The organism is Serratia sp. OLAL2 (genome assembly GCF_002752475.1).
Lineage (GTDB): Bacteria > Pseudomonadota > Gammaproteobacteria > Enterobacterales > Enterobacteriaceae > Serratia > Serratia bockelmannii.
The window spans coordinates 85,087-99,419 of sequence record NZ_MSTL01000003.1 but is presented as its reverse complement, the minus strand read 5'-3'; the positions used below and the strand labels follow the sequence as shown (position 1 = coordinate 99,419).

Sequence of the window (14,333 nt, the reverse complement as noted above, 5' to 3'; positions counted from 1 at the left end):
GGCCGAACCCTCATGTGCTGCACTTACCTGCATATGCGCATGGTCTTTTTGCTCCCCTCACTCGCTTCCTGCGGATGACGCATCATTATTGATCTTTCCGTCGTGAGGATTATTTAAGTTTCATTGAGTTATTACAACAGAACGCGGGAAATTTACAGCTGGTTGCATTTGGAGCAGAACTCTTGCGATTCGGCGGTAGTTTCCTGCACGACATCTCTCTAGAGTAGGTGATCCCAGAGGTATTGATTGGTGAGAAATCAGCATACTCTGTATGTTGAAGCCATTTTCAATTGCACCAACCTACGCGGATGCGTAGGTTTTTTTTTGCCTGCCATATAGTATTCTTTTCCCTACAACGATTTACGCTTCCATGGCCAAGGGAGAAGGGCATGATCTTTTCACTGCTGCGCGCGCTGTTTCGCCTGTTGTTTCGGGTTCGGGTCGAAGGGGACGTCCAGCACTTCGAACGGCAAAAATTACTGATTACGCCGAACCACGTCTCTTTCCTCGACGGCGTGCTGTTGGCGCTATTCCTGCCGATAAAACCGGTGTTTGCGGTTTACGCCAGCATCGGCGAGAGCTGGTTTATGCGCTGGCTGCGACCTTACATCGATTTTGTCTCGCTCGATCCTACCAAGCCGATGGCCATCAAGCAGCTGGTGCGGATGGTCGAACAGGGACGGCCGATCGTGGTGTTCCCTGAAGGGCGCATCACCGTGACCGGCGCGCTGATGAAAATCTACGACGGCGCGGCGTTTATCGCCGCCAAATCGGGCGCCACCGTGGTGCCGGTGCGGATCGACGGCCCCGAATTCAGCCCGTTCGGCCGTATGGCTGGGGTGTTCAAGATCCGCTGGTTCCCGCAAATCAACATTCGCATCTTGCCGCCGACCACGCTGCCGATGCCGGAGGCGCCGCGTGCGCGCGATCGCCGGGCGTTGGCGGGCGATCGGCTGATGCAGATTATGATGCGAGCGCGGATGGACACGCGCGAACCGCAGACGCTGTTCCATGCCTTGCTGGCGGCGCAGCACCGCTATGGGCGCCGAAAACCGTGTATCGAAGACATCGCTTTCAAAGAAGACAGCTACCAGACGCTGATCAAAAAATCGCTGGGTGTCAGCCGCATTCTGCAACGCTTTACCGCCGAAGGGGAACACGTCGGGCTGCTGTTGCCGAACGCCACTATCACCGCGGCGGCGATCTTCGGCGCTTCGCTGCGCAATCGCATTCCGGCGATGCTCAACTACACCGCCGGCGCCAAGGGCCTGAACAGCGCGATGACGGCCGCCGGTATCAAGACCATCGTCACCTCGCGCCAGTTTCTGGAGAAGGGCAAGCTGACCCACCTGCCGGAACAGGTGCCGCAGGCTAACTGGGTGTATCTGGAAGATCTGAAAGACACTGTCACGCTGGCGGATAAGCTGTGGATCCTGCGTCACTTACTGCAGCCGCAGCGCGCGGCGTTGCCGCAACGTCCGGAGGACGCGGCGCTGATCCTGTTCACGTCTGGATCTGAAGGCCACCCCAAGGGCGTGGTGCATTCGCACGCCAGCTTGCTGGCCAACGTAGAACAAATTCGCACCATCGCCGATTTCACGCCGCGCGACCGCTTCATGTCGTCGCTGCCGCTGTTCCACTCGTTCGGCCTGACGGTGGGGCTGCTTACGCCGCTGCTCACCGGCAGCCGCATTTTCCTCTACCCCAGCCCGCTGCACTATCGCGTGGTGCCGGAGCTGGTGTATGACCGTAACTGCACGGTGCTGTTCGGCACGGCGACCTTCCTTAACAACTATGCGCGCTTCGCGCATCCGTATGATTTTGCCCGCCTGCGCTATGTCGTGGCCGGCGCGGAGAAACTGGCGGACAGCACCAAACAGATCTATCAGGACAAATACGGCATCCGCATTCTGGAAGGCTATGGCGTGACCGAGTGCGCGCCGGTGGTCTCGATCAACGTGCCGCTGGCGACCAAGGTGGGCACCGTCGGCCGCATCATGCCGCAGATGGAGGCGCGTCTGATCGCGGTGCCGGGCATCGATAACGGCGGCCGTCTGCAGCTGAAGGGGCCGAATATCATGAAAGGTTATCTGCGGGTTGAACGCCCCGGTGAGCTGGAACCGCCGGCGGCGGAAGATGCGAACGGCGTGTTGCAGCCGGGCTGGTATGACACCGGTGATATCGTCAGCCTGGATGAGCAGGGTTACTGCACCATTCGCGGCCGCGTGAAACGCTTCGCCAAGCTGGCGGGTGAGATGGTGTCGCTCGAGAGCGTCGAACTGCTGGCGCAACGGCTGTCGCCGGAAAAGCTGCATGCCGCCACGGTCAAAAGCGACAGCAGCAAGGGGGAGGCGTTGGTGCTGTTCACCACCGATCCCGCCATTACCCGCGAGGCATTGCTGCGGGTGGCGCGCGAGCTGGGCAGCCCGGAGCTGGCGGTGCCGCGCGATATTCGCCTGTTGAAAACGCTGCCGGTGCTCGGCAGCGGCAAACCCGATTTCGTCACCCTGCGTCATATGGCCGAACAGCCGGAGAGTGCCTGATGAATCCTTCGACCGAATCCCCTTTGTTGTCACGCGGCATGATCGCGGTGATCAGCGCGCAGTTCCTCTCGGCGTTCGGCGACAATGCATTGCTGTTCGCCACGCTGGCGTTGATCAAGCAGCAGCTGTATCCGGACTGGAGCCAGCCGATCCTGCAGATGGCCTTCGTCGCCACCTATATCATTCTGGCTCCATTCGTCGGGCAGATCGCCGACAGCTTTGCCAAAGGGCGGGTGATGATGTTCGCCAACGCCCTGAAATTGGCGGGGGCGTTGGCGATCTGTTTTGGGGGGAACCCGTTCCTGGGTTACAGCCTGGTCGGCGTGGGGGCCGCCGCATATTCACCGGCCAAATACGGCATTCTGGGCGAGATCACCAGCGGCGAGAAACTGGTCAAGGCTAACGGCCTGATCGAAGCCTCGACCATCGCGGCCATTCTGACCGGTTCGGTGGCCGGCGGTATTCTGGCGGACTGGCATGTGGTCGCGGCGCTGGCGGCCTGCGCCTTGGTTTATGCGGGGGCAGTGGTCGCCAACCTGTATATTCCGCGTCTGGCGGCAGCGCGCCCGGGGGCTTCATGGCGGCCGCGGGCCATGACGAACAGTTTCTTTACCGCCTGCGTTACGCTGTGGCGCGATGGGCAGACGCGTTTCTCCTTGATTGGCACCAGCCTGTTTTGGGGGGCCGGCGTGACGCTGCGTTTTCTGTTGGTGCTGTGGGTGCCGGTGGCGCTGGGTATTGCCGATAATGCTACGCCGACGCTGCTGAACGCCATGGTGGCCGTCGGCATCGTGGTGGGCGCCGGCACCGCCGCGCGCTTCGTCACGCTGGAGACGGTGAAACGCTGTATGCCGGCCGGGATCCTGATCGGCGTCGCGGTCGCGGTATTTGCGCTGCAAACGACCATGCTCAATGCCTACGTCTTGCTGGCGATCATCGGCATGCTGGGAGGCTTCTTCGTCGTACCGCTCAATGCGTTGCTGCAGGAGCGGGGCAAACATTCGGTCGGCGCCGGCAATGCGATCGCGGTGCAAAACCTGGGTGAAAACGCCGCCATGTTGCTGATGCTGGGCCTGTATTCTTTGGTCGTGAAGCTGGGCGTGCCGGTAGTGGGCGTCGGCGTAGGGTTTGGCGTGGTGTTTGCGCTGGCGATTTGCGCGTTGTGGTGGTCGCAGCGGCGGTGAAACGGGGCGCAGCCTGGCTGCGCCCTCAGGGTATTAAGGTGCCGGAATGGTAAACCGGGTGTGGATTTCTTCGAGCGCCTGCAGCACGTCCTCATCCAGAATCACGTCGAGGCTGTCGAGGTTGATTTTCAACTGCTCCACCGAGGTGGCGCCCAACAGGGTGCTGGCGACGAACGGCTGCTGACGCACGAAGGCCAGCGCCATCTGCGAAGGGTCCAGCCCGTGTTTTTTGGCCAGCGCCACGTATTCGGCGATCGCCAGCTGGGTTTGCTGCCCTGAATAACGATTGAAGCGGGTGAACAGCGTATTGCGCGCACCGGTCGGTTTAGCGCCGTTGAGGTATTTACCGCTCAGCGTACCGAACGCCAGGCTGGAATAGGCCAGCAGTTCTACCCCTTCGTGCTGGCTGATTTCGGCCAGGCCAATCTCAAAGCTGCGGTTCAGCAGGCTGTACGGGTTTTGGATCGACACGATGCGTGGCAGCTCGTGTTTCTCCGCCAGCTGCAGATAGCGCATCACGCCCCAGGGCGTTTCGTTGGAAACCCCGATATAGCGAATTTTACCGGCGCGCACCTGCTCGGTCAGCGCCTCCAGGGTTTCCAGCAGCGTGACCGTGGCTTTGTCGTCAGTGTATTGATAGTTGAGTTTGCCAAAGCAGTTGGTGGCGCGCTGCGGCCAGTGCAATTGGTAAAGATCGAGATAATCGGTATTCAGCCGCTTGAGGCTGGCGTCCAGCGCGGCGCGGATGTTTTTGCGATCCAGCGCCTGCTGCGGGCGGATACTGCTGTCGGTGCCGCGCACCGGGCCCGAGACTTTGCTGGCCAGGACGATTTTTTCGCGATTGCCGCGCGCTTTGATCCAACTGCCGATATAGCTTTCGGTCAGGCCCTGGGTTTCCGGGCGGGGCGGTACCGGGTACAGTTCGGCGGTGTCTATCAGGTTCACGCCTGCGGCCAATGCATAGTCCAGTTGCGCATGGGCGTCGGCTTCGCTGTTCTGTTCGCCAAAGGTCATGGTGCCCAGTCCCAGCACGCTCACTTCTAAAGAACTGTGGGGAATACGGTGGTATTGCATTAACGGCCTTCCTTTCTTGTTAGCGCTGACGGGCCGTGCGGCCCGGTGAAACAGGAGCCCAATTCAGAAGACGGCGCAAAGTCCGTCGGGCGGCGATGTCGCCTTTCCTGACTATAACCAAGCGGTGAAGATGGGGGAAGCGGATTCCGTGCGGACACGAATGAGGGCTACCGCGCTCGAGCGGGCGATAGCCGGCGGGCGGTGATTAGCGTTCGATAACCTGGGAAACCTGATCGCCGTTGATCTGGCGGTGGTTGCCTTTCTCATCTTTATAACTGATGAGTCCGGTGTCTGTGTCGATCTCTGGTTTGCCTTGCGTCAGGATCATGTTGCCGTCTTTGGTCGCCATGACGTAGTCGCTGGAACATCCCGCCAAACCGGCGGCCATCACCAGCGCAGACACTGCTATTACCCACTTTTTCATCCTGCGGATCCTCGATTATGCAGAAAACAATGTTCTTTCAAGATTAGCAAACTCTTGGCCGGGGGCGTCTCAGATAAGTCTTTATCTGATAAGAAAAAGTGAAATGAGGGGGCAACGAAACGGCGGAAGCCGCCTATGGCGGCCTCCGCGTAGGGTTATTCCGGCGAACGGTTTTTCTTGCTGCGCATCAGATTGAGCGCCTCTACCGACATGGAGAAGAACATGGCGAAGTAGATGTAGCCTTTCGGCACGTGCACCTGGAAGCTTTCCAGCATCAGCGTGAAGCCCACCAGGATCAGGAACGCCAGCGCCAGCATTTTTACCGACGGATGGCGATTGACGAATTCGCCGATCGGCCGGGCGGCGAACATCATCACGCCGACGGCGATCACCACCGCCGCCATCATGATGAACAGATGGTCGGAGAGGCCCACGGCGGTAATCACCGAGTCCAGACTGAAGATGATATCCAACAGCATGATTTGCACGATCGCGCCGAAGAAGCTGTGCACCTTGGTGTGGTGCTCTTCTTCCGACCCCTCGATGGTTTCGTGGATCTCTTTGCTGGCTTTCCAGATCAGGAACAATCCCCCCAGCAGCAGGATCAAATCGCGGGCGGAAATAGAGTGATCCAGCACGGTGAACAGCGGGTGCGTCAAGCGGATCACCCAGGCTATGGAGGCCAACAGCGCCAGCCGCATAATCATGGCGGCGGCCAGCCCGAGCCGGCGAGCTTTGTTCTGTTGCGCTTTGGGCAGCTTGGCCACCACCAGCGACAGAAAAATGATGTTATCAATACCCAGTACGATCTCAAGAATGGTTAGCGTACCTAACGCTAACCAGGCATTGGGATCCATAATCCATTCGAACATTGCCCGACACACCTTAATACTAAATAAATGCAAAGTGTGAATTATACGCGTTTATCGCGGCGCTGACAGGGTTAGCTAAACCAGAGTTAAACGAAATCGCCTAGATTGAGAAATGACTTGCCAGCAGCGCGCCGGTAAAACCCTTTTTCAGATAGAAACCGCGCGGCAGCGTCATGATAGGTTGCCCCTGTTCGCCGATGGCTTCGGTGAGCGCCTTGTTGTTGGCCGCTTTGGGGCGCAGTTGCAGCACTTCGCCGTGGCGCGCGGTGATGCGTTCTACGTGACCGAGCACGATCAGATCCATCAGTTCTTCCCAATCGCGGCGCAACCTCTCTTCTTCTGCCGCGCTCGGGCTCCACAGCAGCGGCGAACCGACGCGGCGCTGGGCCAGCGGGATCTGCCGTTCGCCTTCTACCGGTATCCATAACACGCGCGCCAGCTTGTGGCGAACGTGGCTGCTGGCCCAGGTGACGCCGCTGTTGCCGGTGAGCGGGGCGACGCAGACAAACGTGGTTTCCAGCGGTTTGCCGGCGGCGTCGACAGGAATGGTTTTCAGCTCAATGCCCAGCTCGGGAAAATCCTGTTCCGGTTTGCTGCCGGCCATGGCGCCGAGATACAGCTCCAGCAGCATGCCCACCCAACCCTTATCGCGTTTCAGATCCTTGGGGATCGGCAATTGCGCACGGGCGGCCAGTTCACCAAAGCTGAAGCCGGCCAGCGCCTGAGCGCGCTCGAACAGCTGCCGTTCATTTTCCGGCGGGGGCGGCAAAGGGGATAAAAATGCCATAAATCAAGCCTGTCGAATTTGGTTGAAAAATGTACTGCAATTATACGCGGCGAGCGATAACCGCTGTCGCCTGGGGAAAAGAATAATAGTAGCATGATTTTACATGACTTTTTTTCTTTCCTTACGTGGCCGACAATACACTCACGGGGCTTGTTCACCTGAAGCCACCGACAATAAACAGGATCTTACACCTATTTATCCACAGATTTATGGGATAACCCAAATTTTTGCCGATCACTGGTTCAATTTACAGCCTTGACTCAGGCGGTTTTTTACGAATTTGTCCGTTTTGTGCGTAACTTGCCCGCATAATCTGTGGATAAAAACGGCGTTGGTGGATCTTTCGCCAGGGTAAGATCCTTACCGTGCATAGATCACATTTTTGACCTGTTCACCATTGTGTGTTGTTGGTTAATTATATGTTTTTAAAGTAAATGTGTGTTTTTCGGTATGAGGGGATATTTGAGGGTGTGAGAGTTTTACCGGCTTATCCCTCGAGTTCTGCACACACCTATCCACAGAAAAAGTGAATAAAACCGGCTTAAAAGGCTGGGGTATGTTTATAACTTTGCCTATATCTGTGAGTTATCCCAATGTTATCCGGCCCGCAGCACCGTAAAGCAGTGGTTTACCGCCTGTAGCTTGTGTGAAACAATCAGGACATCTATGCGAATTTAAGCTTATCGAGGTAGTCCGGTGATCGATGATGATGGCTACCGCCCGAATGTTGGTATCGTAATCTGTAATCGTCAGGGGCAGGTCTTATGGGCCCGCCGTTACGGTCAGCACTCCTGGCAGTTTCCCCAAGGTGGGATTAACCCTGGCGAAACTGCGGAGCAGGCGATGTACCGTGAGCTGTTCGAAGAAGTGGGGCTGAGTAAAAAGGATGTGCGCATCCTGGCTTCGACCCGCAACTGGTTGCGCTATAAATTGCCGAAACGTTTGGTGCGTTGGGACACAAAGCCGGTTTGTATCGGCCAAAAGCAAAAATGGTTTTTGTTGCAGCTACTGTGCAATGACGCTGATATCAATATGCAGCGCAGCAGCACGCCGGAGTTCGACGGTTGGCGCTGGGTGAGCTTCTGGTATCCGGTGCGCCAGGTGGTGTCGTTCAAACGCGACGTTTACCGCCGGGTGATGAAAGAATTCGCCGTGACCGTGATGCCGATGCAAGAGCAGGCGGCGCCGCGGCCGGCCCCCGCTTATCGCCGAAAGAGAGGTTAAGTTAAGCCGACTATGCTCACGCGCTTGCGAGAAATTGTAGAGAAGGTGGCCGCGGCGGCCAGTCTGACGGATGCGCTGGATCTGCTGGTCAATGAAACCTGTCTGGCGATGGACACCGAAGTGTGTTCCATCTACCTGGCGGACAACGATCGCCGCTGCTACTACCTGATGGCCACGCGCGGTCTGAAAAAGCCGCGCGGGCGCACTATCGCATTGGCGTTTGACGAGGGCGTCGTCGGGTTGGTCGGCCGCCGGGCCGAGCCTATCAACCTGGCCGATGCTCAAAGCCATCCCAGTTTCAAATATGTCCCTCAGGTGAAAGAGGATCGTTTCCGATCCTTCCTCGGGGTGCCAATCATTCACCGGCGCCAGCTGTTGGGCGTGCTGGTGGTGCAGCAGCGTGAGCTGCGCCAGTTCGACGAAAGCGAAGAGTCTTTCATGGTCACCCTGGCCACGCAGATGGCCGGGATCCTGTCACAGTCGCAGCTTAACGCCATTTTCGGCCAGTATCGCCAAACGCGCGTGCGCGCGCTGGCGGCCTCGCCCGGCGTGGCGGTGGCGGAAGGGTGGCAGGACAGCAGCCAGCCTTCGCTCGATCAGGTTTACCGCGCGTCGACGCTGGACACCGCCAGCGAGCGCGAGCGCCTGACGTTGGCGCTGGAAGAGGCCGGCGCCGAATTTCGTCGCTTCAGCAAGCGTTTTGCCGCCAGCTCGCAAAAAGAGAGCGCGGCGATCTTCGATCTTTATTCTCACCTGCTAAACGATGCCCGCCTCAAGCGCGAATTGTTCGCCGAAATTGATAACGGCTCGGTGGCGGAATGGGCGGTGAAGCAGGTGATAGAAGCCTTTGCCGAACAGTTCGCCAAACTGCAGGACACCTATATGCGCGAGCGCGGCAGCGACCTGCGCGCGCTGGGCCAGCGCCTGCTGTTCCACCTCGACGACACCACTCAGGGCGCCACCCAGTGGCCGGCGCGTTTTGTGCTGGTGGCGGATGAACTGACCGCGACATTGCTGGCCGAAGTGCCGCAGGATCGCCTGGTCGGCGTGGTGGTGCGCGACGGCGCCGCCAACTCGCATGCGGCGATTTTGGTGCGGGCGATGGGCGTGCCGACGGTGATGGGCGCCGACATCCAGCCTTCTCTGCTCAGCCAGCGGCTGCTGATCGTTGATGGGTATCGCGGCGAACTGCTGGTCGATCCTGAGCCGGTGCTGGTGCAGGAATACCAACGGCTGATCAGCGAAGAACAGGAACTGAGCAAGCTGGCGGAAGACGACGTCGAACAGCCGGCGCAGTTGAAAAGCGGCGAACGCGTTCAGGTGATGTTGAACGCCGGCCTCAGCCCGGAACATGAACAGCTGTTGGGCGGCCGGGTGGACGGCGTGGGATTGTACCGCACTGAAATTCCGTTCATGTTGCAAAGCGGTTTCCCTTCCGAAGAAGAACAGGTCGCGCAGTATCAAGGTATGTTGCAGCTTTACCCCAACAAACCGGTCACGTTGCGCACGCTAGACATCGGCGCCGACAAGCAACTGCCCTACATGCCGATCAGCGAAGAAAATCCCTGCCTGGGCTGGCGCGGCATTCGCATCACTCTGGACCAGCCGGAGATCTTTTTGATACAGGTGCGCGCCATGCTGCGCGCCAATGCCGGCACCGGCAACCTGGGCATTTTGCTGCCGATGGTCACCAGCCTGGAAGAGGTCGATGAGGCCAAGCGCCTGATTGACCGCGCCGGGCGCGAGGTGGAAGAGGTGCTTGGCTACGCGATCCCGAAACCGAAAATCGGCGTGATGCTGGAAGTACCGTCGATGATTTTCCTGATCCCGCATTTGGCCGGGCGCGTCGACTTCATCTCGGTAGGCACCAACGATTTGACCCAGTACCTGCTGGCGGTGGATCGCAACAACACGCGGGTAGCCTCGCTGTACGACAGTCTGCATCCTGCGATGCTGCAGGTGCTGAAGCTGATCGCCGAACAGGGGAAAGCGGCCGGGCTGCAGCTTAGCCTGTGCGGTGAACTGGCCGGCGATCCGATGGGCGCGCTGTTGCTGGTGGGCATGGGCTATCGCAATCTGAGCATGAACGGCCGCAGCGTGGCGCGCATCAAATACCTGCTGCGACATATCGACCTTGCCGACGCGGAAGTGTTGGCGCTCCGGGTGTTGAACACCCAAATGACCACGGAAGTGCGCCATTTGGTGGCGGCGTTTATGGAGCGACGCGGCATGGGCGGGTTGATTCGCGGCGGCAGATAATCGCCGCGCGATGTGATTTTTTTACAGAACTTTTCCCGCGCTGCCGGCCCGGACCACGCTAAGCCTATGTTATGATGCGCAACCTCAGCGCGACGCATGTTCGTCGTCTTGCAAACCGCAGCGGCCAATGCTGCCGTTTGCAAGGCGCGAGGTAATGTCCGTCGCCGTTTGGCACCTGCCGCCCCCGCATGGGGAAAAATAACAGACATGTTGTGGTGATAGATGAGCAATAGCTATCTGGCGTTTCCTAAATTTGATCCGGTCATTTTCTCCATTGGCCCGGTTTCTTTGCATTGGTACGGCCTGATGTATCTGGTCGGCTTCGTTTTTGCCATGTGGCTGGCGGTGCGCCGCGCCAACAAGCCGGGCAGCGGCTGGACCAAAGACGAAGTGGAAAACCTGCTCTACGCCGGTTTCCTGGGCGTATTCGTCGGCGGCCGCGTGGGCTATGTGCTGTTCTACAACCTGCCGTTGTTCCTGGATAACCCGCTCTATCTGTTCAAGGTCTGGGATGGCGGCATGTCGTTCCACGGCGGTTTGATGGGGGTGATTCTGGTGATGTTCTGGTTCGCTCGTCGTACCAAACGCACCTTCTTCCAGGTTTCCGATTTTATCGCGCCATTGATCCCGTTCGGTTTGGGCGCCGGCCGCCTCGGCAACTTCATCAACGGTGAACTGTGGGGCCGCGTGACTACCGACACCCCTTGGGCGATGCTTTTCCCAAGCTCGCGCAGCGAAGACGTGGCCCTCGCCGCCGCCGATCCTTCTCTGCTGCCGCTGCTGAACCAGTACGGCGTACTGCCGCGTCACCCGTCCCAGCTGTATGAACTGCTGCTGGAAGGCGTGGTGCTGTTTATCATTCTGAACCTGTTCATCCGCAAGCCGCGGCCGATGGGTGCCGTATCGGGCCTGTTCCTGATCGGTTATGGCGCATTCCGCATCATCGTCGAAGCGTTCCGCCAGCCGGATGCCCAGCTTGGCCTGTTCGACGGCGTGATCAGCATGGGGCAGATCCTGTCCATCCCGATGGTGGTGGCCGGTATTATTATGATGATTTGGGCGTACCGTCGTCGCCCGCAGCAACAACTGTCGTGAGGGACAAATGAAACAGTATCTGGATTTGATGAACAAGGTGCTCGCCGAGGGCACTCCTAAAGCCGACCGTACCGGCACTGGCACGTTGTCGATTTTCGGCCACCAGATGCGTTTCAATTTGCAGGATGGCTTTCCGTTGGTGACCACGAAAAAATGTCACCTGCGTTCGATCATTCATGAGCTGTTGTGGTTCCTGAACGGCGATACCAACACCGCCTACCTGCGTGACAACAAGGTCACCATTTGGGACGAGTGGGCCGATGAAAACGGCGATCTCGGCCCGGTGTACGGCAAGCAGTGGCGCGCCTGGGGGGCGGCGGATGGTCGTCAGATCGATCAGCTGAGCAACGTGCTCCAACAGCTGAAGCAGGATCCGGATTCGCGCCGCATCATCGTTTCCGCCTGGAACGTCGGTGAGCTGGACCAGATGGCGCTGGCGCCGTGCCACGCGTTCTTCCAGTTCTACGTGGCGGACGGCAAGCTCTCTTGCCAGCTGTACCAGCGTTCCTGCGACGTGTTCCTGGGCCTGCCGTTCAACATCGCCAGCTATGCGCTGTTGGTGCACATGATGGCGCAGCAGTGCGATCTGGAAGTGGGTGATTTCGTCTGGACTGGCGGCGATACCCACCTGTACAGCAACCACATGGAACAGACGCGGCTGCAGCTGACGCGTGAACCGCGTCCGTTGCCGAAACTGGTGATCAAACGCAAGCCGGCTTCGCTGTTCGATTACCGTTTCGAAGACTTCGAGATCGAAGGTTACGATCCGCATCCGGCCATCAAGGCGCCGGTCGCGATCTGACCTTAACCGCATCACACCAGGGGCGCAGCGATTGCGCCCCTTTTTTTATCCGCATTGCGCACTGCGCCGCATTTTATTGTCGCCACTTGTCACTACTGAGAAAACATTGCGCAGCTTGCCGCAAGGCTTGCGCATACGGCTTTACCGCTTTGTTACGGCCCTTACACTGGCCGCATGAAAGACAAGACTCTCTCGAACATTGATGACCGCCAGCGTGGCATGACGCTGATTGAACTGTTAGCGGCGATATTGATCGCCGGCATGCTTACCGGCTGGGGCGTCGGGCAATGGCGCTATCATCAGCAAGCGCTGCGGCTGGAACACACGGCCCAACAACTGCTGGCGTTTTTGCTGCGATTGCAGGCGGACGCCAACTGGCGTAACCGCACGACGCTGCTGTGGTTCAAGAGCGGCACGCCCTGGTGTCTGGGCGGTGGCGTGCCGCCGCCGGATTGTGGTTCAGCCGAAGGCCCCGTTTTTTCACCGTTTTATCGCGACGTTGCGCTGAGCGGTTATACCGACAAAGAAATCGGGTTTTACGGTTTGCGCAATACTGCGCAGGCGGGGCATATCCAGCTCAGCAATGAGGCAGGCGGCCTGCGGCTAGTGCTGTCTGCCCGAGGGCGGCTGCGTTTATGCAGCGAAGGGCTCCGGATAAGGGGGATCGCGCCATGCTGACTGTCGAACGCGGTTTTACTCTGCCGGAGGTCATGTTGGCGCTGGTGTTCGGCAGCGTGATCGCGCTTGGCGCGGCAAAAACTTACCCGCTGTTACGCCAGCAGAACGTGGCCGTTGGTCAGCACTTTCGGCTGGAGTCAACGCTGCGCCAGCTGGCGTTCGGCATTGAGAAAGATCTGCGCCGCGCCGGTTTTTGCGCCGGGCAGTGCGCAGGCCGTCCGTTGCTGATCGGCCAGGCATCGGGAGAAGCGGCGGGCAGCTGCGTTATCGTCGCTTACGACATCACCCGCAGCGGGCAATGGCCCACCTCGGGCGAGGATGCAGGCTATTTCGGTTATCGGCTGCGCAATGGCGGCTTGGAAGGGCAGCGCGGCGTAAGCCAATGCGATGGCGGCGGCTGGGAGCGGCTGCTCGATCATGACGAAGTGCGCGAAGTGCGCATTGAGCGGTTTCATGTGGCGATAGAGCGGGGCGATCACGGCGCAGCGTTGGCTCGTCTGACGCTGACGGGGCGCTCCACCAGCGATACGCGTATCAGGCGCAGTCTGAGCGGGAGCGTCGAAATGGCGGCGCTGCCATGAAGCGGCGCACCCAGCGAGGCGGTAGCACCCTGGCGGCGGTGATGTTGCTGCTGGCGCTGGGGCTGATGTTGCTCAATGCTCAGCATCGGCAATTGGATAACGCGCTGTTACTGGCCGCCGATCAGCAGCGTTACCTTCAGGCTTACAATCAGGCCGCTTCGGCGCTGAGTTGGGGGATGAGCCAGCGCTGGCCGCGCGCCGAGCTGAGTGCAGCGGCCTGGCTATGCAGGCAGCGCGTGGAATTGACGGCCTGCGCCCGGCTGTCTACCAGAGCGGGGGTGGTGACGGTACGCGGCCTTGGTGAGATGCACGGGGGGGAGCCGCTTTGGCTGTATCAATGGGGCGTGTTTGACGATGCAGAGGCTGCTGGCAAGGTGCAAGCGCAGCCAGGGGGGCGGCTGGATTTTTGCCCCGAGAAAAGGCTGGCTGACTGCGATGGCTAACGCTCGCGCAGGGCGGCTATCCCGCAACGGCTTCAGCCTACCGGAGGTATTGGTGGCAGCCTTGCTGTTCTCGGTGTCGCTGCTTGGCTTGTTACAGTATCATCAGGTGCTGTTGCAGTCGTTTCAGCGCCAGTGGCACTACCGGCAAGCCTGGGCGCTGGCGCACCAGCAGTTGGAAGCGTTCGCCGTCACCGGGCGGCTCGATGCCAAACCACCGCCGGAAGGCTGGCGACGTGAGGCGGCGCTTGACGATGCGGAGAGTGATTGCCGTCGATTGACGGTCAGGGTTCAAACGCCGCAGCGGCAGTGGGCAACGCTGAGCCGTTGGTATTGCACCCGTTTTTGAGCCGGTATGTTTTTTGTTTTA

The 14,333-nt window shown here is 59.2% G+C and carries 14 protein-coding genes; 10 read left to right on the top strand and 4 right to left on the bottom strand.

Translation table 11 applies throughout. The annotated features are described in order from the left end of the window. Positions 1–389: 389 nt before the first annotated feature. Positions 390–2,543 carry a bifunctional acyl-ACP--phospholipid O-acyltransferase/long-chain-fatty-acid--ACP ligase gene (gene aas / locus BVU99_RS03985; RefSeq protein WP_049206118.1) on the top strand — a complete coding sequence of 718 codons (2,154 nt, stop codon included), beginning with the start codon at positions 390–392 and terminating at the stop codon, positions 2,541–2,543. Beyond that, positions 2,543–3,727 carry a lysophospholipid transporter LplT gene (lplT, locus tag BVU99_RS03980; protein ID WP_049206117.1) on the top strand — a complete coding sequence of 395 codons (1,185 nt, stop codon included), beginning with the start codon at positions 2,543–2,545 and terminating at the stop codon, positions 3,725–3,727. The genes aas and lplT overlap by 1 nt, the downstream gene beginning before the upstream one ends. Positions 3,728–3,760: 33 nt before the next feature. On the opposite strand, the gene BVU99_RS03975 is transcribed toward lplT, so the two are convergent. From BVU99_RS03975 to mutH, 4 genes are all read right to left on the bottom strand, one after another. Then, on the bottom strand, positions 3,761–4,801 hold the full coding sequence (locus BVU99_RS03975) for an NADP(H)-dependent aldo-keto reductase (protein ID WP_099817556.1): 1,041 nt from the start codon (positions 4,799–4,801) through the stop codon (positions 3,761–3,763). A 205-nt stretch (positions 4,802–5,006) separates the two neighbouring features. Beyond that, positions 5,007–5,225, bottom strand: a complete 219-nt coding sequence (locus BVU99_RS03970; RefSeq protein ID WP_099817555.1) for a YgdI/YgdR family lipoprotein — start codon at positions 5,223–5,225, stop codon at positions 5,007–5,009. A 155-nt stretch (positions 5,226–5,380) separates the two neighbouring features. Then, positions 5,381–6,097, bottom strand: coding sequence for a TerC family protein (locus tag BVU99_RS03965; protein ID WP_025304068.1), 717 nt, complete (start codon positions 6,095–6,097; stop codon positions 5,381–5,383). Between the two features lie 100 nt (positions 6,098–6,197). Then, positions 6,198–6,884, bottom strand: coding sequence for a DNA mismatch repair endonuclease MutH (gene mutH / locus BVU99_RS03960; protein WP_099817554.1), 687 nt, complete (start codon positions 6,882–6,884; stop codon positions 6,198–6,200). Positions 6,885–7,580: 696 nt separating this feature from the next. Between mutH and rppH the strand changes: the two genes are divergently transcribed. From rppH to BVU99_RS03920, 8 genes are all read left to right on the top strand, one after another. After that, positions 7,581–8,108, top strand: a complete 528-nt coding sequence (gene rppH, locus BVU99_RS03955; protein WP_099817553.1) for an RNA pyrophosphohydrolase — start codon at positions 7,581–7,583, stop codon at positions 8,106–8,108. 12 nt (positions 8,109–8,120) lie between these two features. Next, positions 8,121–10,367: a phosphoenolpyruvate--protein phosphotransferase gene (gene ptsP / locus BVU99_RS03950; protein ID WP_043139841.1), complete on the top strand. Its 2,247-nt coding sequence runs from the start codon at positions 8,121–8,123 to the stop codon at positions 10,365–10,367. A 222-nt stretch (positions 10,368–10,589) separates the two neighbouring features. Next, a complete protein-coding gene (gene lgt / locus BVU99_RS03945; protein WP_016929919.1) occupies positions 10,590–11,462 on the top strand; it encodes a prolipoprotein diacylglyceryl transferase in 873 nt (290 codons plus the stop codon). 7 nt (positions 11,463–11,469) lie between these two features. Further along, positions 11,470–12,264 carry a thymidylate synthase gene (gene thyA, locus BVU99_RS03940; protein WP_025304065.1) on the top strand — a complete coding sequence of 265 codons (795 nt, stop codon included), beginning with the start codon at positions 11,470–11,472 and terminating at the stop codon, positions 12,262–12,264. 174 nt (positions 12,265–12,438) lie between these two features. Beyond that, positions 12,439–12,942, top strand: coding sequence for a prepilin peptidase-dependent protein (locus tag BVU99_RS03935; protein WP_025304064.1), 504 nt, complete (start codon positions 12,439–12,441; stop codon positions 12,940–12,942). Next, a complete protein-coding gene (locus tag BVU99_RS03930) occupies positions 12,936–13,523 on the top strand; it encodes a prepilin peptidase-dependent protein (protein WP_099817552.1) in 588 nt (195 codons plus the stop codon). Before BVU99_RS03935 ends, BVU99_RS03930 begins: the two co-directional genes overlap by 7 nt. After that, on the top strand, positions 13,520–13,966 hold the full coding sequence (locus BVU99_RS03925; protein ID WP_043139853.1) for a YgdB family protein: 447 nt from the start codon (positions 13,520–13,522) through the stop codon (positions 13,964–13,966). Before BVU99_RS03930 ends, BVU99_RS03925 begins: the two co-directional genes overlap by 4 nt. Beyond that, positions 13,959–14,312 (top strand): prepilin-type N-terminal cleavage/methylation domain-containing protein, encoded by a 354-nt coding sequence (locus BVU99_RS03920; protein ID WP_099817551.1) that lies wholly within the window; start codon positions 13,959–13,961, stop codon positions 14,310–14,312. Before BVU99_RS03925 ends, BVU99_RS03920 begins: the two co-directional genes overlap by 8 nt. Positions 14,313–14,333 lie beyond the last annotated feature (21 nt).

Bases quoted from the DNA above. Each gene is read 5' to 3' on its own strand.
- BVU99_RS03965 (WP_025304068.1), bottom strand. From the start codon at position 6,097: ATGTTCGAATGGATTATGGATCCCAATGCCTGGTTAGCGTTAGGTACG.
- lgt (WP_016929919.1), top strand. From the start codon at position 10,590: ATGAGCAATAGCTATCTGGCGTTTCCTAAATTTGATCCGGTCATTTTC.
- BVU99_RS03935 (WP_025304064.1), top strand. From the start codon at position 12,439: ATGAAAGACAAGACTCTCTCGAACATTGATGACCGCCAGCGTGGCATG.
- BVU99_RS03975 (WP_099817556.1), bottom strand. From the start codon at position 4,801: ATGCAATACCACCGTATTCCCCACAGTTCTTTAGAAGTGAGCGTGCTG.
- lplT (WP_049206117.1), top strand. From the start codon at position 2,543: ATGAATCCTTCGACCGAATCCCCTTTGTTGTCACGCGGCATGATCGCG.
- ptsP (WP_043139841.1), top strand. From the start codon at position 8,121: ATGCTCACGCGCTTGCGAGAAATTGTAGAGAAGGTGGCCGCGGCGGCC.
- BVU99_RS03920 (WP_099817551.1), top strand. From the start codon at position 13,959: ATGGCTAACGCTCGCGCAGGGCGGCTATCCCGCAACGGCTTCAGCCTA.
- thyA (WP_025304065.1), top strand. From the start codon at position 11,470: ATGAAACAGTATCTGGATTTGATGAACAAGGTGCTCGCCGAGGGCACT.
- mutH (WP_099817554.1), bottom strand. From the start codon at position 6,884: ATGGCATTTTTATCCCCTTTGCCGCCCCCGCCGGAAAATGAACGGCAG.
- BVU99_RS03930 (WP_099817552.1), top strand. From the start codon at position 12,936: ATGCTGACTGTCGAACGCGGTTTTACTCTGCCGGAGGTCATGTTGGCG.
- aas (WP_049206118.1), top strand. From the start codon at position 390: ATGATCTTTTCACTGCTGCGCGCGCTGTTTCGCCTGTTGTTTCGGGTT.
- BVU99_RS03925 (WP_043139853.1), top strand. From the start codon at position 13,520: ATGAAGCGGCGCACCCAGCGAGGCGGTAGCACCCTGGCGGCGGTGATG.
- BVU99_RS03970 (WP_099817555.1), bottom strand. From the start codon at position 5,225: ATGAAAAAGTGGGTAATAGCAGTGTCTGCGCTGGTGATGGCCGCCGGT.